This window comes from Streptomyces sp. NPDC059852 (assembly GCF_042731455.1).
GTDB lineage: Bacteria > Actinomycetota > Actinomycetes > Streptomycetales > Streptomycetaceae > Streptomyces.
Genome location: NZ_JBHWJK010000010.1, coordinates 206,816 through 224,440, shown reverse-complemented (window position 1 = coordinate 224,440; position 17,625 = coordinate 206,816). Strand labels below are relative to the sequence as shown.

Here is a 17,625-nt window from a genome sequence, read left to right as displayed (position 1 = left end):
GGCATGCGGGGGATGTTCGGACGTACGGCCGCGTCGGGCGCGGGGAGCGCCGGGCTCGCCGGGCCGGCCGCGGGCGGGGGCCCGGGCGCCGGCGGTGTCATGGACCTGGACCGGCCTGGGGGCGCGCTCATGAGGGGACGGACGCGGGGGCGCCGCACCGGGCTGCGGGACCGGGTGGCGATCCGCACGGGCCTGCGCTGGAAGCTGAGCGCGGCGATCGCGCTGGTCGGCGCGCTCGTCGCGGTCGTCCTGAGCCTGGTCGTGCACAACCAGGCCCGGGTCTCGATGCTGGACAGCGCGCGGGACGTCGCGGACGAGCGGGTGCAGATCGCCCAGCGCAGCTTCGAGCAGTCGAAGCGGCTGAACTTCCCCAACGCCACGATCGACGATCCGGAGCTGCCCGCCGCGCTGCGCGACAAGGTCGAGGAGGGCCGGCGGGCGACCTACGTGACGGAGACCGCCGGCGGCGCGCCCGACATCTGGGCGGCCGTCCCGCTGAGCAACGGGCATGTGCTGTCGCTGCGGACCGGCTGGACCGACCGCAGCGAGCAGATCCTCAGCCGGCTCGACCAGGCCATGATCATCGGCTGTATCGCGGTGGTGCTCGGCGGCAGCGCGCTCGGGGTGCTCATCGGCGGGCAGCTGTCGCGCCGGCTGCGCAAGGCGGCGGCCGCGGCCAACCGGGTGGCGAGCGGGGAGCCGGACGTCCGGGTGCGGGACGCCATCGGGGGTGTCGTACGGGACGAGACGGACGATCTCGCGAGCGCGGTGGACGCCATGGCGGACGCGCTCCAGCAGCGGCTGGAGGCGGAGCGCCGGGTCACCGCCGACATCGCGCACGAGCTGCGCACACCGGTCACCGGGCTGCTGACGGCGGCCGAGCTGCTGCCGCCCGGGCGGCCCACGGAGCTGGTCCTGGATCGGGCGAAGGCGATGCGCACACTGGTCGAGGACGTGCTGGAGGTGGCGCGGCTGGACAGCGCCTCGGAGCGGGCCGAGCTGCAGGACATCCTGCTGGGCGAGTTCGTCGTGCGGCGGGTCGCGGTGAAGGACCCCGCGATCGAGGTGCGGGTCGTGCACGAGTCGGAGGTCACGACGGACCCGCGGCGGCTCGAGCGTGTGCTGTTCAACCTGCTGGCGAACGCCGCGCGGCACGGCAGGCCGCCCGTCGAGGTCACGGTGGAGGGGCGGGTCGTCCGGGTGCGCGACCACGGCCCCGGCTTCCCCGAGGACCTGCTCGCCGACGGGCCCAGCCGCTTCCGCACGGGCAGCAGCGACCGCGCCGGGCACGGCCACGGCCTGGGGCTGACGATCGCGGCGGGCCAGGCCAGGGTGCTGGGCGCCCGGCTGACGTTCCGCAACATCCGCCCGGCGGGCTCCCCCGACCATGTCCCGGCCGAGGGCGCGGTCGCGGTGCTGTGGCTGCCGGAGCACGCGCCGACGAGCACGGGCAGCTATCCCCTGCTCCCCTGACCTGTGCGAAGGCCCTCGTACGGATCACCGTGCGGGGGCCTTCGCGTGGTCCTTCGGCGCGCCGCTTACTCCTTGACGGCCGCCTCGGGCCCGGTCCCCTTGAGCGGGACCTCCTTCACGAACACGGCCGTCACCAGGGACAGCACGGCGACCACGGCGCCCAGCAGGAACGCGGAGTGCGTCCCGGACGACACCGCGTGCTGGTACGCCTCACGGGCCGCCGCCGGCAGCTTCGCGAGGCTGGCCGCGTCCAGCTGCGCCGACTGCTCGGTGATCTTCGCGCCCAGGGCACCGGCCCGCTCGGACATGACGTCCTGCACCCGGTTGTTGAACAGCGCGCCCATGATCGCGACGCCGAAGGAGGAGCCGAGCGTGCGGAAGAGCGTGGTGGAGGAGGAGGCGACGCCCATGTCCTTCATCTCGACGCTGTTCTGCGCGACGAGCATGGTGATCTGCATCAGACAGCCCATGCCGAGGCCGACGACCGCCATGAACACGCCGGAGGTGAACCGGCTGGTCCCGGTGTCCATGGTCGACAGCAGGTAGAGGCCGACGACCATCAGCACGCTGCCGACGACCGGGAAGAGCTTGTAGCGCCCGGTGCTCGTGGTCACGCGGCCGGCGACCATCGAGGTGACGAGCATCGCCCCGAGCATCGGGAGCAGCAGCAGACCGGAGTTGGTGGCCGAGGCGCCCTGCACGGACTGCTGGTACAGCGGCAGGAACAGCGTCGCGCCGAACATCACGAAGCCGGTGATGAAGCCGATCAGGGACATCAGGGTGAAGTTCCGGCTGCGGAAGATGTGCAGCGGTACGACCGGCTCGGCGGCCTTCGTCTGCCAGAACACGAACCCGACGAGCGCGACGACGCCGATCGCGATGAGCTCCATGATCATCGCGGAGGTCCAGGCGTACTCGGTGCCGCCCCACGTGGTGACCAGCACGATCGCGGTGATGCCCACGGTCAGCAGCCCGGCGCCCAGATAGTCGATGCGCGCCTGCGCCCGCTTCTTCGGCAGGTGGAGCACGGCGCTGATCGCGGCGAGCGCCACGACGCCGAGGGGCAGGTTGATGTAGAAGGCCCAGCGCCAGCCCCAGTGGTCGGTGATGGTGCCGCCGACGAGCGGGCCGCCGATCATCGCGAGCGCCATGACGCCGGCCATCATGCCCTGGTACTTGCCGCGCTCCCGGGGCGGGATGAGGTCGCCGATGATCGCCATGACGCCGACCATCAGACCGCCGGCGCCGAGGCCCTGCACGGCCCGGAACCCGATGAGCTGGCCCATGTCCTGGGCCATGCCGCTGAGGGCGGAGCCGACGAGGAACAGCACGATCGACGACATGAAGACGCCCTTGCGTCCGTACATGTCGCCGAGCTTGCCCCACAGCGGCGTGGAGGCCGCGGTCGCCAGCGTGTACGCCGTCACGACCCACGACAGGTGCTCCAGACCGCCGAGCTCGCCCACGATCGTCGGCATCGCCGTGCCGATGATCATGTTGTCGAGCATCGCCAGCATCATCGTGATCATCAGCGCGAGGAGGACGACGCGTACGCTCCTCGGCTGTGTGCCGGCCTGGTCCTCCTGACCCGCCGGTCCGGTGTCCACCGTCAGTGTCTCGGCCATGATCCCCACTCCCCCAGGTACTTACTTGCCGCCCGGCTAGTTGTCTACACTCAGGGAGCAAGGTAGGGAATGAACTAGCCGGGCGTCAAGTAAGTTTTCCCTGAGGACCGAGGAGTACGAGGATGGGTGGCACCATGGACGGCACCAAACAGCGGCGCCGCGGGAACACCCGCCAGCGCATCCAGGACGTGGCCCTGGAGCTCTTCGCCGAGCAGGGATACGAGAAGACCTCGCTGCGGGAGATCGCCGAGCGTCTGGACGTCACCAAGGCCGCGCTCTACTACCACTTCAAGACCAAGGAAGAGATCATCGTCAGCCTCTTCGAGGATCTGACGAAGCCGATCGAGGAGCTCATCGAGTGGGGGCGGCGACAGCCGCACACCCTGGCCACGAAGCAGGAGATAGTCCGCCGCTACAGCCAGACCCTGACCGACGCGGCCCCGCTCTTCCGCTTCATGCAGGAGAACCAGGCGACGGTCCGCGAGCTGAGCATCGGCGAGATGTTCAAGTCCCGCATGCTCGGCATGCGGGACATCATCATCGACCCGGACTCCGAGCTGGTCGACCAGGTGCGCTGCGTCAGCGCGCTGTTCACGCTGCACGCCGGCATGTTCGTGCTCAGAGACCTCGAAGGCGACCCCGAGGACAAGCGGGAAGCCGTCCTCGAGGTCGCCATCGATCTGGTCACCCAGGCGCATCAGGGCGCCCGGACGTCGCGATAGGTCAGATCTTCAGACCCTTGGCCTGCAGGAAGGCCACCGGGTTGATCGCGGAACCGTAGTTCGGGGTCTTGCGGATCTCGAAGTGCAGGTGGGGACCGCTGGAGTTGCCGGTGTTGCCGGACTTGGCTATCTCCTGGCCGGTCTTGACGACCTGGCCGATCTTCACCTCGATGCGCGACAGGTGGGCGTACTGGGAGTACGTGCCGTTGCCGTGCTTGATCACGATGGCGTTGCCGTACGCCGGACCGTCACCGGCGCCGTTGCCGCCGGCCTTCACGACGGTGCCGCCGTGCGCGGCCACGACCTGGGTGCCGCTGGGCACCGCGAAGTCCTGACCGCTGTGCTTGTGGGCCCAGCGGGCGCCGTTCTGCATGAACGAGGCGGACTTCGTGTACTTCTTCACCGGCACCACCCAGGACACGGCCTTCTTGGCGGCGGCCTTCTTCGCGGCGGCGCTCTGCGCCGTGACGGCGGCGGCGGCACCGGTGCCCGAGTTCATCTCGGCAGCGACCGCGCCTCCGGCGCCCAGCACGACCGAGGCCCCCAGGCCGGCGGCCAGCACAGCGGCACGGGTGCGGAACGCGGACGTACGGGGCGAACGGAGAGAAAAGCGCGGGGACATTCGAAACCTCACGGGGAAGACGACGGGGAAGGCCATTCGGCACATGAGCCGCACCGGATGGCGCCATCCCTTGGTAACCCCTCTCCCGCCTCACCCCAAAACGCCTTATCTACGGCCCTCCCTAGTACATGCCTGTAAAAACCAATGAATCTTGGCAGAGCGCCCAATACGGACGAACCAGGTCAGACCCCTTGACAGAGGGCTACACGAGCCCCACAGGGGGCATAATGTCCGTTTTGCCGGAAAGGGCATATCCACTATTTCGGTTAGTACGTGACGTACCTCGCGTGCCCCATGTCACCGCCACCGCCCTCTCAGGAACCCCGGAATGTGACCCGCGCTACGCGAATGCACAGGCCTTTCGGTAACAAATTCGCGCCCGCCTATGTGAGCCACGCCTCGCGGTCGGCTACCGTCCGGTAACCCGCGGGATTCCCGCGGGTCACTACGTTCCACGACCATGCACGCGACCATCCAGCGCACATGACGTGAGAGGACCCCCCAGATGACGCTTCGCCCCTGGGCGCGCCGTATCGCGGTCGGAGCCACCTCCGCCGCCGCTCTCGTGGCCCTCGCGGTCCCCGCCGAAGCGGCGGCCCCCGCGACGACGTCCCCGGCCGCCAGTACCGCCGTGACGGCCGCGGCGGACGTCGACTACGCGACCTGGCAGCGGGACTGCCAGGCGGTGATGGACCAGGCCCTGCCGTATCTGAAGCAGCGGATCGCCGGCGCCCGGCCCGGCGAGAAGCAGGCGATCGTCTTCGACATCGACAACACCACCCTGGAGACGGACTTCGGCTTCAGCTTCCCGCAGCCGGCCAACAGACCGGCCCTGCGGGTCGCGCAGTACGCCCAGGACCACGGCGTCGCACTGTTCTTCGTGACGGCCCGCCCGGGCATCATCGCCGGGGTCACCGACTTCAACCTCGAGCACGTCGGCTACGAGGTCTCCGGCCTGTATGTGCGCGGATTCCTCGACCTGTTCAAGAACGTCGCCGACTACAAGACGGCCCAGCGCGTCGACATCGAGAAGCGCGGCTACACGATCATCGCGAACATCGGCAACAGCGCCACCGACCTCTCGGGCGGCCACGCCGAGAAGACGTACAAGCTCCCCGACTACGACGGACAGCTGTCGTAGCGGGACGTCCGGGCACGCCGAAGGGGCCGGTGCTTCTCGCACCGGCCCCTTCGGGTGGGTCGTGAGGCTTACGCCTCCTTGCTCAGGTTCGGGCCCGTCCCACCGGCGGCCTGCTCGATCGGCGGGACGTCCGGCAGGGCCGACTTCTCCTCGCCGCGGAAGGTGAAGGTCTTGCTCTCACCCTCGCCCTCGGTGTCCACGACCACGATGTGGCCGGGGCGCAGCTCGCCGAAGAGGATCTTCTCCGACAGGGAGTCCTCGATCTCGCGCTGGATGGTCCGGCGCAGCGGCCGGGCGCCCAGCACGGGGTCGTAGCCCTTCTTGGACAGCAGCTCCTTGGCGGACTGGGAGAGCTCGATGCCCATGTCCCGGTCCTTCAGGCGCTCGTCCACCTTGCCGATCATCAGGTCGACGATCCGCAGGATGTCCTCCTGCGTGAGCTGCGGGAAGACGACCACGTCGTCGACGCGGTTGAGGAACTCGGGACGGAAGTGCTGCTTGAGCTCGTCCGACACCTTGTTCTTCATGCGCTCGTAGTTGGTCTTCGTGTCGCCCGAGGCCGCGAAGCCCAGGTTGAAGCCCTTGGAGATGTCCCGGGTGCCGAGGTTGGTCGTCATGATGATGACCGTGTTCTTGAAGTCCACGACCCGGCCCTGGGAGTCGGTCAGGCGACCGTCCTCCAGGATCTGCAGCAGCGAGTTGAAGATGTCCGGGTGGGCCTTCTCGACCTCGTCGAACAGGACCACGGAGAACGGCTTGCGGCGGACCTTCTCGGTCAGCTGGCCGCCCTCTTCGTAGCCCACGTATCCGGGCGGGGAACCGAAGAGCCGCGAGACCGTGTGCTTCTCGCTGAACTCCGACATGTCGAGGGAGATCAGCGCGTCCTCGTCGCCGAAGAGGAACTCGGCGAGCGCCTTGGACAGCTCGGTCTTACCGACACCGGACGGGCCGGCGAAGATGAACGAGCCACCGGGGCGCTTCGGGTCCTTCAGACCGGCACGCGTACGGCGGATCGCCTTCGACAGCGCCTTGACGGCGTCGTTCTGGCCGATGACCCGCTTGTGCAGCTCGTCCTCCATGCGGAGCAGACGGCTGGACTCCTCCTCGGTCAGCTTGAAGACCGGGATGCCGGTGGCGGTCGCGAGGACCTCGGCGATCAGCTCGCCGTCGACCTCGGCGACGACGTCCATGTCGCCGGCCTTCCACTCCTTCTCCCGCTTGGCCTTGGCGGCGAGGAGCTGCTTCTCCTTGTCGCGCAGGGAGGCGGCCTTCTCGAAGTCCTGCGAGTCGATCGCGGACTCCTTGTCCCGGCGGACACCGGCGATCTTCTCGTCGAACTCGCGCAGGTCCGGCGGCGCGGTCATCCGGCGGATGCGCATCCGGGAGCCGGCCTCGTCGATCAGGTCGATCGCCTTGTCCGGCAGGAAGCGGTCCGAGATGTACCGGTCGGCCAGGGTGGCGGCCTGGACCAGCGCCTCGTCGGTGATGGAGACCCGGTGGTGCGCCTCGTACCGGTCGCGCAGACCCTTGAGGATCTCGATCGTGTGCGGCAGGGACGGCTCGGCGACCTGGATGGGCTGGAAGCGGCGCTCGAGGGCCGCGTCCTTCTCCAGGTGCTTGCGGTACTCGTCCAGGGTGGTCGCACCGATGGTCTGCAGCTCGCCGCGGGCCAGCATCGGCTTCAGGATGGAGGCCGCGTCGATGGCGCCCTCGGCGGCACCCGCACCGACCAGCGTGTGGAGCTCGTCGATGAACAGGATGATGTCGCCGCGGGTGCGGATCTCCTTGAGTACCTTCTTCAGGCGCTCCTCGAAGTCACCGCGGTAGCGGGAGCCGGCGACCAGCGCGCCGAGGTCCAGGGTGTAGAGGTGCTTGTCCTTGAGGGTCTCGGGCACCTCGCCCTTGACGATGGCCTGGGCGAGGCCCTCGACGACGGCGGTCTTGCCGACGCCGGGCTCACCGATCAGGACCGGGTTGTTCTTGGTACGGCGGGACAGCACCTGCATGACCCGCTCGATCTCCTTCTCGCGCCCGATGACCGGGTCGAGCTTGGACTCACGAGCGGCCTGGGTGAGGTTCCGGCCGAACTGGTCGAGGACCAGGGACGTCGAGGGGGTGCCCTCGGCAGGCCCGCCGGCGGTGGCGGTCTCCTTGCCCTGGTAACCGGAGAGCAGCTGGATCACCTGCTGCCGCACGCGGTTCAGATCAGCGCCCAGCTTGACCAGGACCTGGGCGGCGACGCCCTCGCCCTCACGGATCAGGCCGAGCAGGATGTGCTCCGTGCCGATGTAGTTGTGGCCCAGCTGAAGGGCCTCGCGGAGCGACAGCTCCAGGACCTTCTTGGCACGGGGGGTGAAGGGGATGTGCCCGGACGGGGCCTGCTGGCCCTGACCGATGATCTCCTCCACCTGCTGGCGGACCGCCTCGAGCGAAATCCCGAGGCTCTCAAGGGCCTTGGCGGCGACACCCTCACCCTCGTGGATCAGGCCCAGGAGGATGTGCTCGGTGCCGATGTAGTTGTGGTTGAGCATCCGGGCTTCTTCCTGAGCCAGGACGACAACCCGCCGCGCGCGGTCGGTGAACCTCTCGAACATCGTTAATCGCTCCTCAGAGCGGTCAGGCAGTGGGGGGAACTTCCCCTCCCTGTCCTTCCGCAGCTTAGTCCCGCAAGCGGGGACCGCTCATTCCAACTGCCGACACCGTCGATGGCCTCCTGACCCGTGACGCCGACATCTGCTCCAACCCGATGGTGCGAGACGATGTTCCCGCAGGCCAGGTGGTTACCCTCACCATCACTACGCCGATGGCGAACGTGAGACCCACTGTCCTGCGTGTCGCCCCCTCCCACTAGGGATGTCTTACCCGCTGGGACTGACACTCCATGCCGTGGCCCCTGGTTCCCTCCGCTACGGGCGAACAACCTTGCGCCACCTCACGCCCCCGGGCGCTCCCCCGAGCGACACGGTGAGCGACCGAAGCGGCACGTCACGTAACCACCCGGGCGTTCACGCGGTTCACCGGACATGGTCGGCCCTCGCCCCGCGGTCGCCGCGGAACCCGCCGCGATCCCCCCGCCCCGCCGGCCGCTCGATCCGCACACGCGGCTCCGCGGCTGGTACGGCGGCGTCCTCGGCTGGGCGGCGCTGCTCACCCCGCCCGGCCCCGCGCCGCGGCTGCGCCTGGGGGTGCGGTTCGACGTGCTGGACGTCCCGGCCGAGGCGGGCCGGGCCGCGCTGCGCCATCTCGCCCCCGGGTCGCCGGTGGCGTCCCTGGGCGGCCGGATGCGGCTGCTGGTGGCCGCGGGGAGCGCCCCCGAGGTGCCGGGAGTCCTGGACTGGCTGGAGTGGGGCGCGCTGCCGCTCGATCTGGCCGTGCTCGGCGCGGGCGCCCACATGGAGGCGCCCCTGCCGCCCGGGCAGGGGCTCGCCGTGCAGGGGGCCGCCGTGTGGCTGCGGCCCCCCGAGCCTGGGGGCGAGGTCGAGGCCTCGCTGCCGACGCTGTCGGCGCTTGGGGGCCGTGGGGGCGCCCCCGATCTGGTGCGGGTGCTGGACACGGTGGCGACGCACTGCCACCGCCTGCGGCTGCGGGACGGGTGCCCCCGGCCCGCCGTCGGTCCGTAGCTCAGCCGTTGGCCTTCTCGTAGGCCTCACGGATGCTCGCGGGCACACGGCCGCGGTCGTTGACCTCGTAACCGTTCTCCTTGGCCCACGCACGGATCTGCGCGGTGTCCTGGCTGCCGCCGCCGGACGCGGCGCGCGTCTTTCCACGCCCACCCGAAGCACGGCCTCCGGTACGACGGCCGCCCTTCACGTAAGGCTCGAGAAGGCCACGGAGCTTGTCCGCATTGGCAGTCGTGAGATCGATCTCGTACGTCTTGCCGTCCAGCGCGAACGTCACGGTCTCGTCCGCCTCGCCGCCGTCGAGGTCATCGACAAGAAGGACCTGAACCTTCTGTGCCACCGGATTTCCTTTCATCGATAACGTGAGGGCCGGGGGTCGCGGCGTCCGCCGTTTCGCCGTCCCCTGTTATATGCAGTACTGCAGTACGTCGGAAAGCAAACCGCTTTTGCCGGAAAAACACAAACCCCCGGGAGAGACCTGGCTCCCGCCCACGGCCCGGAAACATGCGCGTTTCGGACATAGGGCACCTGGGCATGCCCGGTCGGACGGAATACGGCTTGCCGATGCGGCGATCACAGATGCAGAAGCATCCGGCTGTTGCCCAAGGTGTTCGGTTTCACTCGTTCGAGACCCAGGAACTCCGCGACGCCTTCGTCATAGGAACGCAGCAGCTCGGCGTAGACATCCGTGTCGACCGGGGTCTCGCCGATCTCGACGAAGCCGTGCTTGCCGAAGAAGTCCACTTCGAAGGTCAGACAGAAAACCCGGCGAACGCCGAGCCAGCGCGCGGTGTGCAGCAACTTCTCGAGCACCTGGTGCCCGACGCCGGCGCCGCGCAGGCCGGGCTTCACGGCCAGCGTGCGGACTTCCGCCAGGTCTTCCCACATGACGTGCAGGGCACCGCAGCCGACGACCTCGCCGTTGTCGTCACGTTCCGCGACCCAGAACTCCTGGATGTCCTCGTAAAGCGTGACCGTGGCTTTGTCGAGCAGGATGCGGCGCTGGACGTACGCGTCAAGGAGCCGGCGTACCGCCGGGACATCGCCGGTTCGCGCCCGCCGGACGGTGATGGCTTTTGCGGTGACTTCCGTGCTCCCCGCCGAGACGCTTCCCCCGGAGTGGCTCTCTGCTGACATGAGCGGACGCTATCGCCCGCCGGGCCCCTCTGCCGAGCCGGGGTTCTCCCCCGCGGTATCGCCGGCCGTATCGGGGGCGGTATCGGTGCCGGAGGTATAGGCGCCGCCGCTATCGCCTCCGGTAACTCCGCGTGTATCGGACGGTTGCGGCGGCTCGGCCGTTTCCGGACCCTGGACGATGCGTACGGCGTCCCGCAGGGCGGTGCGCTGTTCGTCGCTCATCATGCCGAAGAAGGCGACGAGAGCGGCGGCGGGGTTGTCGCTCTGCGACCAGGCGTCGTTCATCAGGGCCGCCGCGTAGGCGGCGCGAGTGGAGACCGCCTCATATCGATAGGCCCGGCCTTCCGCTTCACGCCGGACCCAGCCCTTCTGATGGAGATTGTCCATAACGGTCATCACGGTCGTGTACGCGATGGACCGTTCCTCCCGGAGATCTTCCAGGACTTCTCGAACGGTCACCGGGCGGTTCCACTTCCACACCCGCGTCATGACCGCGTCTTCGAGTTCTCCCAAGGGGCGAGGCACAACTCAGAACAATAGTGGGAGAAGTGATCGTTGGCGCCCCGACGTGCACCTTCACCAGCAAACATGAACAAAAAGGGCGCACGACCCGGAAAGCGCACGCGCAGCGCGCGCCGGCCGGAGTCGTACGCCGGAGGGGTCTGGCGGGTCAGGCGTCGGGCTGCGCGGAGGTGCCGCGGGCGTTCTCCACGCGCGCGAGGGCGGCGTCCACGGCCGCGTCCTCCTTGGCCTTGTTCGCCCCGCCCTGCGTCTTCACGATCACCCGGATCAGCCCGATGAAGAACACGGCCATCACGACCGGGGGGAGCAGTGCGGAGACGTAGTCCATGGGTCCCAGGGTAGCCACGGGGCGGGGCGATCTTCGCGCAGGGGCGGTCAGCCGGCCGCCAGCTGCTGGGGCGGGGCGGTGGTGGGCGGGGCGGGCTTGCGGCGCGGGAAGACCTCGCCGGGGGTCGGGACGGGGCGGCCGGGCTTGGGGGCGGCGGGCTCCCGGCCGGGCGAGGGAGCCGGGGCGGCCGGCTTCTCGGCGGGCCGCTTGCGGGCCGGCTGCGCGGGCTCGTCCCCGGCGGCCTGGGCGGGCAGGGTGACGGTCGCGCCCCGAAGGCCCCCGGGAAGGGCCTGGAGGCGCGCACGGGACGCCGGGACGAGCGGCCTGGCCGGGAGGGCCGGGGCGTCGGCGGGACGCGCCAGGAGGGTCACCACGTCCGTCGCGGCCCGAGGCCCGCAGCGCTCCAGCAGGGCGGCCGCGACGCTGTCGCCGCGCAGGGCCCCGAGGGCGGCGAGGTCGTCGGAGGTGGGCCGGTGCCCGGCGTCCAGGGCCTCCGCGAGGAGGGCGAGGTAGCCCGTGGCACTGCCGGGGAGGGCGGCGCGGTAGCGGGCGAGGTCGTCCAGCAGGAAGGCGCGTTGCCGGGCGCCCTCGCGGATCGCCTCGTCGAGCGACTCGGCGAGGTGGAGACAGTCCTGGACGTCTTCGGCCGAGGCGGGGCCGGCGTGGAGGGCGAGGGCGAGGGCGCGGCGGAGCACACGCAGCTCCTCCGCGCCGAAGGCCATGCCGCCGAGGGATCCGTAGGGCGTGGGCATGCCGCGACGATACGCGCTAATCGGACAATCCCGGCATAGGGGAACGGGTGTCGCCGGGGAGACACCCGGCTGGGGGTGCGCCGGAAGGACCGGGCTCACCAGGGCCGATACGCCGTGACCGGCCCTGGTGGCGGGTCAGCTCCGGGCGACGTTGCGTTCGTAGACCAGACGGAGCCCGATCAGGGTCAGCCACGGCTCGTGCTCGTCGATGACGGTGCTCTCCCCGAGCACGGTCGGCGCCAGCCCGCCCGTGGCGATCACCGTCACGTCGTCGGGGTCGTCCGCGAGCTCGCGCGCCATCCGGGTGACGACCCCGTCGACCTGGCCCGCGAAGCCGTAGACGATGCCCGACTGCATCGCCGCGACCGTGTTCTTGCCGATCACGGTCCGGGGCCGGGCCACCTCGATCTTCCGCAGCTGCGCGGCCTTGACGCCGAGGGCCTCCACCGAGATCTCGATGCCGGGCGCGATCACGCCGCCGACGTACTCCCCGCGCGCGGAGACCGCGTCGAACGTGGTCGCCGTGCCGAAGTCGACGACGATCGCCGGGCCGCCGTACAGCTCGTTCGCCGCGACCGCGTTGATGATGCGGTCGGCGCCGACCTCCTTGGGGTTGTCGAACTGGATCGGCACGCCGGTCTTCACGCCCGGCTCGACGAGGACGGCGGGGACGTCGCCGTAGTAGCGGCGGGTCACCTCGCGCAGCTCGTGCAGGACCGACGGGACGGTCGCGCAGATCGCGATGCCGTCGATCCCGTCGCCCAGTTCGTCGCCGAGGAGCGGGTGCATGCCCATCAGGCCCTGAAGGAGGACCGCGAGCTCGTCGGCGGTGCGGCGCGCGTCCGTGGAGATGCGCCAGTGCTCGACGATGTCCTCGCCGTCGAAGAGGCCGAGGACGGTGTGGGTGTTGCCTACGTCGATCGTGAGCAGCATGCCGGTACCTACTCCGCCGCTCGCAGGTCCAGGCCGATGTCCAGGATCGGCGAGGAGTGGGTGAGGGCGCCGACCGCGAGGTAGTCCACGCCGGTGTCCGCGTACGTCTTGGCGTTGTCCAGGGTCAGCCGGCCGGACGCCTCCAGGGCGGCGCGGCCGTCGACGATCGCCACGGCCTCCTCGCACTCGCCCGGCGTGAAGTTGTCCAGCAGGATCAGGTCGGCGCCGGCGTCCACCACCTCGCGGAGCTGGTGCAGCGTGTCGACCTCGACCTCGATCGGCACCTCCGGGAAGGCCTCGCGGACCGCCTCGAAGGCCTGCGCCACCCCGCCCGCCGCGACGACGTGGTTGTCCTTGACCAGGGCCGCGTCCGACAGGGACATGCGGTGGTTGACGCCACCGCCGCAGCGCACGGCGTACTTCTCCAGCGCGCGCAGGCCCGGCGTCGTCTTGCGGGTGTCGCGGACCTGGGCCCTGGTGCCGTCCAGGGCGTCCGCCCACGCGCGCGTGGCCGTCGCGATGCCCGACAGGCGGCACAGGATGTTCAGCGCGCTGCGCTCGGCGGTCAGCAGGTCGCGGGTGCGGGTGGTCACCGACAGGAGCTTCTGCCCCGCCGCGATCCGGTCGCCGTCCTCGACGTGCCGCTCGACCTCGAACTCGTCCTCGCAGACGATCGAGAGGACCGCCTCGGCGACCCTGAGGCCGGCCACGACGCCGTCCTCGCGGGCGACGAAGTCGGCGGTGGCGACGGCCTCCTCGGGGATGGTCGCGACCGTCGTCACGTCCACGCCGCCGGCGAGGTCCTCCTGGAGGGCCACGTTGGCGATGTCCTCGACCTCGACGGGGTCGAGACCCGCGTCGGCGAGGAGCTGGGCGAGCGCGGGGTCGAGCCCGCACTCCAGGTACTCCTCGCCGGCGCCGCAGGCGCAGTCGTCGCCGCAGCCGCCGTTCGAGGCGAGGGGAAGGTCGGGGGTGGTCACTGCTGTCACTGCTCCTGGGGCCGGGTCGGGGGGAGGTCTGCGGTGTCGGTGGTGTGCACGGCAAGTGTGCGGTCGGGGTTCAGCCGTACGACGATGTGGCGCCGCCAGGCCGTGTCGTCGCGGTCGGGCCGGTCCTCGCGCCAGTGGCAGCCCCGGGTCTCCTGGCGCAGCCGGGCGGCGGCCACCAGGGCGCGGGCCACGCACAGCAGGTTCGTGGCCTCCCAGGTGTCGACGCCGGGCTCGGCGGTCTTGCCGTTCTCCAGGAGGGCGTCCCGGGCCTCGGCGCGCAGCCGCTCGATCCGCTCGGCGGCCTCGGTGAGGGAGGCCTCGGAGCGGATCACGCCGGCGCCCTCGGTCATGATCCGCTGGATCGCGAAACGGGCCTCGGGGGCGAGCAGGGGGTGCCCGGTCTCCGCGTGCGGCACGGGCTGCGGCACGCGCGCGGGCAGGCCGTCGGCCGCGCGGGCCCCGGCGATGTCGGCGGCGATGCGCTCGGCGTAGACGAGCCCTTCGAGGAGCGAGTTCGACGCGAGGCGGTTGGCGCCGTGCACACCGGTGCAGGCCACCTCGCCGCACGCGTACAGGCCGGGGACCGTCGTACGGCCCCGGGGGTCGGTGCGCACGCCACCCGAGGCGTAGTGGGCGGCCGGGGCGACCGGGATGGGCGCGGTGACGGGGTCGATGCCGTGCGCCCGGCAGGCGGCCAGGATCGTCGGGAAGCGGTGCTCCCACATCTCGGCGCCGAAGTGCCGGGCGTCGAGGAACATGTGCTCCGCGTCCTGCTCCAGCATCCGCCGCGTGATGCCCTTGGCGACGATGTCCCGGGGCGCGAGCTCCGCCAGTTCGTGCTGTCCGACCATGAAGCGCACGCCGTCGGCGTCGACCAGGTGGGCGCCCTCGCCGCGGACCGCCTCGGAGACCAGCGGCTGCTGGCCCTCCGCCTCCGGCCCGAGGAACAGGACGGTCGGGTGGAACTGCACGAACTCCAGGTCGCTGACCTCGGCGCCCGCGCGCAGCGCGAGGGCCACGCCGTCGCCGGTGGACACGGACGGGTTCGTCGTCGCCGAGAAGACCTGGCCCATGCCGCCGGTCGCCAGGACCACGGCGGGCGCGTGCACCGCGCCCACACCGTCGTGCTGCCCCTCGCCCATGACGTGCAGGGTGACGCCCGCGGTACGGCCCTCGGCGTCCGTGAGGAGGTCGAGCACCAGCGCGTTCTCGACGGTGCGCAGGCCCCGCGCGCGGACGGCCTCGACCAGGGCGCGGGAGATCTCCGCGCCGGTCGCGTCGCCGCCCGCGTGGGCGATGCGGCGGCGGTGGTGGCCGCCCTCGCGGGTGAGTTCCAGCTCGCCCTCGGAGGACTCGTCGAAGTGGGCGCCGGTCTCGATCAGCCGGCGGACGGCGTCGGGGCCCTCGGTGACGAGGATGCGCACGGCCTCCTCGTCGCACAGCCCGGCGCCGGCCACCAGGGTGTCGTCCAGGTGCTGCTCGGGGGTGTCGCCCTCGCCGAGCGCGGCGGCGATGCCGCCCTGGGCCCAGCGGGTCGAACCGTCGTCCAGGCGTGCCTTGGTGACGACGACCGTGTCGAGGCCGGCCGCCTCGCAGCGCAGGGCGGCCGTCAGGCCGGCCACGCCGGAGCCGACGACCACGACGTCCGCGGAGATGGCCCACCCTGGCGCGGGCGCGTGCAGTCGTATGCCTGTGCTGGTCACGAGGCGGCTCCGAAGGTGAGGGTGATGTTGTCGATCAGCCGGGTCGCGCCGACCCGGGCGGCGACGGCGAGGACGGCCTCGCCGGTGAAGTCGTCGCCGATCTCGGTGAAGTCGGACGGGTCGACGAGGGCGAGGTAGTCCAGTTCGAGCGGCGGGGTGAGCCGGGCGGCCTCGTCCAGGACCAGGCGGGCGGCGGCGCGGACGGCCGCGGCGGCGCCGGGCGTGGCCTTGGCGACGGCGTGCGCGTCGGCCGCGGCGCGGGACTCGCCGAGGGCGCTGAGCGCTTCGGCACGCGCGCGCGTGGCCGGGACCTCGCGGGCCCGCGCGCGCAGCGCCTCCTGGGCCGCGTGCCGGTCGGCGCCCGCGAACAGCGCCTGCGACAGGGCGAGCGCGGTGCGCCGCTCCTTGGGCGACAGGTAGCGGTTGCGGCTGGACAGCGCGAGGCCGTCCTCCTCGCGCACGGTGGGGACGCCGACGATCTCCACGTCGAAGTTCAGGTCGCCGACCATCCGGCGGATCAGCGCGAGCTGCTGGGCGTCCTTCTGCCCGTACAGGGCGACGTCCGGCCGGGTCAGATGGAGCAGCTTGGCGACGACGGTGAGCATGCCGTCGAAGTGGCCGGGGCGGGAGGCGCCCTCCAGCCGCTCCCCCATGGGGCCGGCGGTGATCCGCACCTGGGGCTCGCCGCCCGGGTAGACCTCGTCGACGGCCGGGGCGAACACGACGTCCGCGCCCGCCCGGCCGGCGACCTCGATGTCGGCGTCCAGGGTGCGCGGGTAGCGGTCGAGGTCCTCGCCCGCGCCGAACTGGAGGGGATTCACGAAGACCGTGACGACGACCTCGCCGTCAGGACCGGCGATCCGGCGGGCGGAGCGGATCAGGGTGGCGTGGCCCTCGTGCAGGGCGCCCATCGTCATCACGACGGCGCGGCGGCCCGTACGCACGCGCGCGTGCAGCTCGGCGGCGGTGCGCAGCAGGGTGGTGGTCATCGGGCCTCTCCCTCGGCGCCGTCGGTCCCGGTCGCGAGCACGCCGAGCAGGTCCTCGGCGAGCTCCGGTTTCAGCAGCCCGTGGGCCAGGGCGCGGTCGGCGGTGGCGCGGGCCATCGCCAGATAGCCGGCGACGGCCTGCGGGGCGTGCCGGCGCAGCTCGGTGACGTGCGCGGCGACGGTGCCCGCGTCGCCGCGCGCGACGGGGCCGGTCAGGGCGGCATCGCCGGACCGCAGGGCGTTGTCCAGGGCGGCGCCGAGCAGCGGGCCCAGCATCCGGTCGGGTGCGGCCACGCCCGCCTCGCGCAGCAGCTCCATGGACTGGGCGACCAGGGTGACCAGGTGGTTCGCACCGAGGGCGAGGGCCGCGTGGTAGAGCGGGCGCCGCTCCTCGGCGATCCACTCGGGCTCGCCGCCCATCTCGATGACGAGGGCCTCGGCGGCCAGCCGCAGCTCCTCCGGGGCGGTGACGCCGAAGGAGCAGCCGGCCAGGCGCTGGACGTCGACGGGGGTGCCGGTGAAGGTCATCGCCGGATGCAGGGCCAGCGGCAGCGCGCCCGCGCGCAGGGCGGGGTCCAGGACCTTCGCGCCGTACCGCCCGGAGGTGTGCACGAGCAGCTGGCCGGGGCGGACCGCGCCGGTCTCGGCCAGTCCTTCGACCAGGCCGGGCAGGGCGTCGTCGGGCACGGTCAGCAGCACGAGCTCGGAGCGCGCCAGGACCTCGGCCGGCGGCACCAGCGGCACCCCCGGCAGCAGGTGTTCGGCGCGGCGCCGGGAGGCGTCGGAGACCCCCGAGACGGCGACCGGGCGGTGTCCGGCCAGTTGGAGGGACGCGGCGAGCGCGGGGCCCACGCGACCGGCGCCGACGACACCGACGGTGAGCCGCGCGGGGCGGTCCCTGGGATCCGGCTGCTGGCTTGTACTCACTCGACGGTGGCCTTCCCGTTCCAGTCCGCTCGGGGTACCGGACGATTTCTCGTCATGTTAACGCGATTGGTTCCGGCGGGGTCCGGTCGTCCACAGGCTGTGGGCCATCGCACGACCCCGGAATCGGGGGCCGAAGGCGGCCG

The 17,625-nt window shown here is 71.4% G+C and carries 17 protein-coding genes; 4 read left to right on the top strand and 13 right to left on the bottom strand.

Annotated features, from left to right (window positions below; all coding sequences use genetic code 11):
* Positions 1-3: 3 nt before the first annotated feature.
* Positions 4-1,473, top strand: coding sequence for a two-component system sensor histidine kinase CseC (gene cseC, locus ACFV46_RS16130; RefSeq protein ID WP_385498608.1), 1,470 nt, complete (start codon positions 4-6; stop codon positions 1,471-1,473).
* A 65-nt stretch (positions 1,474-1,538) separates the two neighbouring features.
* On the opposite strand, the gene ACFV46_RS16125 is transcribed toward cseC, so the two are convergent.
* On the bottom strand, positions 1,539-3,098 hold the full coding sequence (locus ACFV46_RS16125; protein ID WP_385498607.1) for an MDR family MFS transporter: 1,560 nt from the start codon (positions 3,096-3,098) through the stop codon (positions 1,539-1,541).
* 122 nt (positions 3,099-3,220) lie between these two features.
* On the opposite strand from ACFV46_RS16125, the gene ACFV46_RS16120 reads away from it, so the two are divergent.
* A complete protein-coding gene (locus tag ACFV46_RS16120) occupies positions 3,221-3,820 on the top strand; it encodes a helix-turn-helix domain-containing protein (RefSeq protein ID WP_361931377.1) in 600 nt (199 codons plus the stop codon).
* A 1-nt stretch (position 3,821) separates the two neighbouring features.
* On the opposite strand, the gene ACFV46_RS16115 is transcribed toward ACFV46_RS16120, so the two are convergent.
* Entirely contained in the window at positions 3,822-4,442 is a 621-nt protein-coding gene (locus ACFV46_RS16115; RefSeq protein WP_361931380.1) for a M23 family metallopeptidase, read from the bottom strand.
* A 505-nt stretch (positions 4,443-4,947) separates the two neighbouring features.
* Between ACFV46_RS16115 and ACFV46_RS16110 the strand changes: the two genes are divergently transcribed.
* A complete protein-coding gene (locus ACFV46_RS16110) occupies positions 4,948-5,583 on the top strand; it encodes an HAD family acid phosphatase (RefSeq protein ID WP_361931382.1) in 636 nt (211 codons plus the stop codon).
* Between the two features lie 68 nt (positions 5,584-5,651).
* Here the strand turns inward: ACFV46_RS16110 and ACFV46_RS16105 are convergent, their stop codons facing one another.
* Positions 5,652-8,177 (bottom strand): ATP-dependent Clp protease ATP-binding subunit, encoded by a 2,526-nt coding sequence (locus tag ACFV46_RS16105; protein WP_062673522.1) that lies wholly within the window; start codon positions 8,175-8,177, stop codon positions 5,652-5,654.
* A gap of 429 nt (positions 8,178-8,606) precedes the next feature.
* Here ACFV46_RS16105 and ACFV46_RS16100 point away from each other — a divergent pair, with 429 nt between their 5' ends.
* Complete coding sequence (locus ACFV46_RS16100) at positions 8,607-9,203, top strand: SCO3374 family protein (protein WP_385498606.1); 597 nt, start codon at positions 8,607-8,609, stop codon at positions 9,201-9,203.
* Position 9,204: 1 nt separating this feature from the next.
* Here ACFV46_RS16100 and ACFV46_RS16095 read toward each other — a convergent pair whose 3' ends face one another.
* From ACFV46_RS16095 to ACFV46_RS16050, 10 genes are all read right to left on the bottom strand, one after another.
* On the bottom strand, positions 9,205-9,543 hold the full coding sequence (locus ACFV46_RS16095; RefSeq protein WP_361931387.1) for an Lsr2 family protein: 339 nt from the start codon (positions 9,541-9,543) through the stop codon (positions 9,205-9,207).
* A 233-nt stretch (positions 9,544-9,776) separates the two neighbouring features.
* The gene (locus ACFV46_RS16090) at positions 9,777-10,340 is read right to left on the bottom strand and encodes an amino-acid N-acetyltransferase (RefSeq protein WP_385498605.1); all 564 of its coding nucleotides are present in this window, start codon (positions 10,338-10,340) and stop codon (positions 9,777-9,779) included.
* A 9-nt stretch (positions 10,341-10,349) separates the two neighbouring features.
* Positions 10,350-10,829, bottom strand: coding sequence for a BlaI/MecI/CopY family transcriptional regulator (locus ACFV46_RS16085; RefSeq protein ID WP_376729272.1), 480 nt, complete (start codon positions 10,827-10,829; stop codon positions 10,350-10,352).
* 181 nt (positions 10,830-11,010) lie between these two features.
* On the bottom strand, positions 11,011-11,190 hold the full coding sequence (locus tag ACFV46_RS16080; RefSeq protein WP_361931393.1) for a hypothetical protein: 180 nt from the start codon (positions 11,188-11,190) through the stop codon (positions 11,011-11,013).
* A gap of 47 nt (positions 11,191-11,237) precedes the next feature.
* Positions 11,238-11,912: a hypothetical protein gene (locus tag ACFV46_RS16075; RefSeq protein WP_361931635.1), complete on the bottom strand. Its 675-nt coding sequence runs from the start codon at positions 11,910-11,912 to the stop codon at positions 11,238-11,240.
* Positions 11,913-12,077: 165 nt separating this feature from the next.
* The gene (locus ACFV46_RS16070) at positions 12,078-12,875 is read right to left on the bottom strand and encodes a type III pantothenate kinase (protein WP_055624689.1); all 798 of its coding nucleotides are present in this window, start codon (positions 12,873-12,875) and stop codon (positions 12,078-12,080) included.
* Between the two features lie 8 nt (positions 12,876-12,883).
* Complete coding sequence (gene nadC / locus ACFV46_RS16065; RefSeq protein WP_385498626.1) at positions 12,884-13,855, bottom strand: carboxylating nicotinate-nucleotide diphosphorylase; 972 nt, start codon at positions 13,853-13,855, stop codon at positions 12,884-12,886.
* Between the two features lie 5 nt (positions 13,856-13,860).
* Positions 13,861-15,567: an L-aspartate oxidase gene (locus ACFV46_RS16060; RefSeq protein WP_361931399.1), complete on the bottom strand. Its 1,707-nt coding sequence runs from the start codon at positions 15,565-15,567 to the stop codon at positions 13,861-13,863.
* On the bottom strand, positions 15,564-16,556 hold the full coding sequence (gene panC / locus ACFV46_RS16055) for a pantoate--beta-alanine ligase (protein ID WP_385498603.1): 993 nt from the start codon (positions 16,554-16,556) through the stop codon (positions 15,564-15,566). The genes ACFV46_RS16060 and panC overlap by 4 nt, the downstream gene beginning before the upstream one ends.
* On the bottom strand, positions 16,553-17,482 hold the full coding sequence (locus ACFV46_RS16050; protein ID WP_385498602.1) for a Rossmann-like and DUF2520 domain-containing protein: 930 nt from the start codon (positions 17,480-17,482) through the stop codon (positions 16,553-16,555). Before ACFV46_RS16050 ends, panC begins: the two co-directional genes overlap by 4 nt.
* Between the last annotated feature and the right edge of the window lie 143 nt (positions 17,483-17,625).

Coding starts and splice junctions, on each gene's coding strand:
- ACFV46_RS16125 (WP_385498607.1), bottom strand. CDS start 3,098: ATGGCCGAGACACTGACGGTGGACACCGGACCGGCGGGTCAGGAGGAC.
- ACFV46_RS16100 (WP_385498606.1), top strand. CDS start 8,607: ATGGTCGGCCCTCGCCCCGCGGTCGCCGCGGAACCCGCCGCGATCCCC.
- ACFV46_RS16085 (WP_376729272.1), bottom strand. CDS start 10,829: ATGACGCGGGTGTGGAAGTGGAACCGCCCGGTGACCGTTCGAGAAGTC.
- panC (WP_385498603.1), bottom strand. CDS start 16,556: ATGACCACCACCCTGCTGCGCACCGCCGCCGAGCTGCACGCGCGCGTG.
- ACFV46_RS16080 (WP_361931393.1), bottom strand. CDS start 11,190: ATGGACTACGTCTCCGCACTGCTCCCCCCGGTCGTGATGGCCGTGTTC.
- cseC (WP_385498608.1), top strand. CDS start 4: ATGCGGGGGATGTTCGGACGTACGGCCGCGTCGGGCGCGGGGAGCGCC.
- ACFV46_RS16115 (WP_361931380.1), bottom strand. CDS start 4,442: ATGTCCCCGCGCTTTTCTCTCCGTTCGCCCCGTACGTCCGCGTTCCGC.
- ACFV46_RS16110 (WP_361931382.1), top strand. CDS start 4,948: ATGACGCTTCGCCCCTGGGCGCGCCGTATCGCGGTCGGAGCCACCTCC.
- ACFV46_RS16070 (WP_055624689.1), bottom strand. CDS start 12,875: ATGCTGCTCACGATCGACGTAGGCAACACCCACACCGTCCTCGGCCTC.
- ACFV46_RS16105 (WP_062673522.1), bottom strand. CDS start 8,177: ATGTTCGAGAGGTTCACCGACCGCGCGCGGCGGGTTGTCGTCCTGGCT.
- ACFV46_RS16120 (WP_361931377.1), top strand. CDS start 3,221: ATGGGTGGCACCATGGACGGCACCAAACAGCGGCGCCGCGGGAACACC.
- ACFV46_RS16090 (WP_385498605.1), bottom strand. CDS start 10,340: ATGTCAGCAGAGAGCCACTCCGGGGGAAGCGTCTCGGCGGGGAGCACG.
- ACFV46_RS16075 (WP_361931635.1), bottom strand. CDS start 11,912: ATGGCCTTCGGCGCGGAGGAGCTGCGTGTGCTCCGCCGCGCCCTCGCC.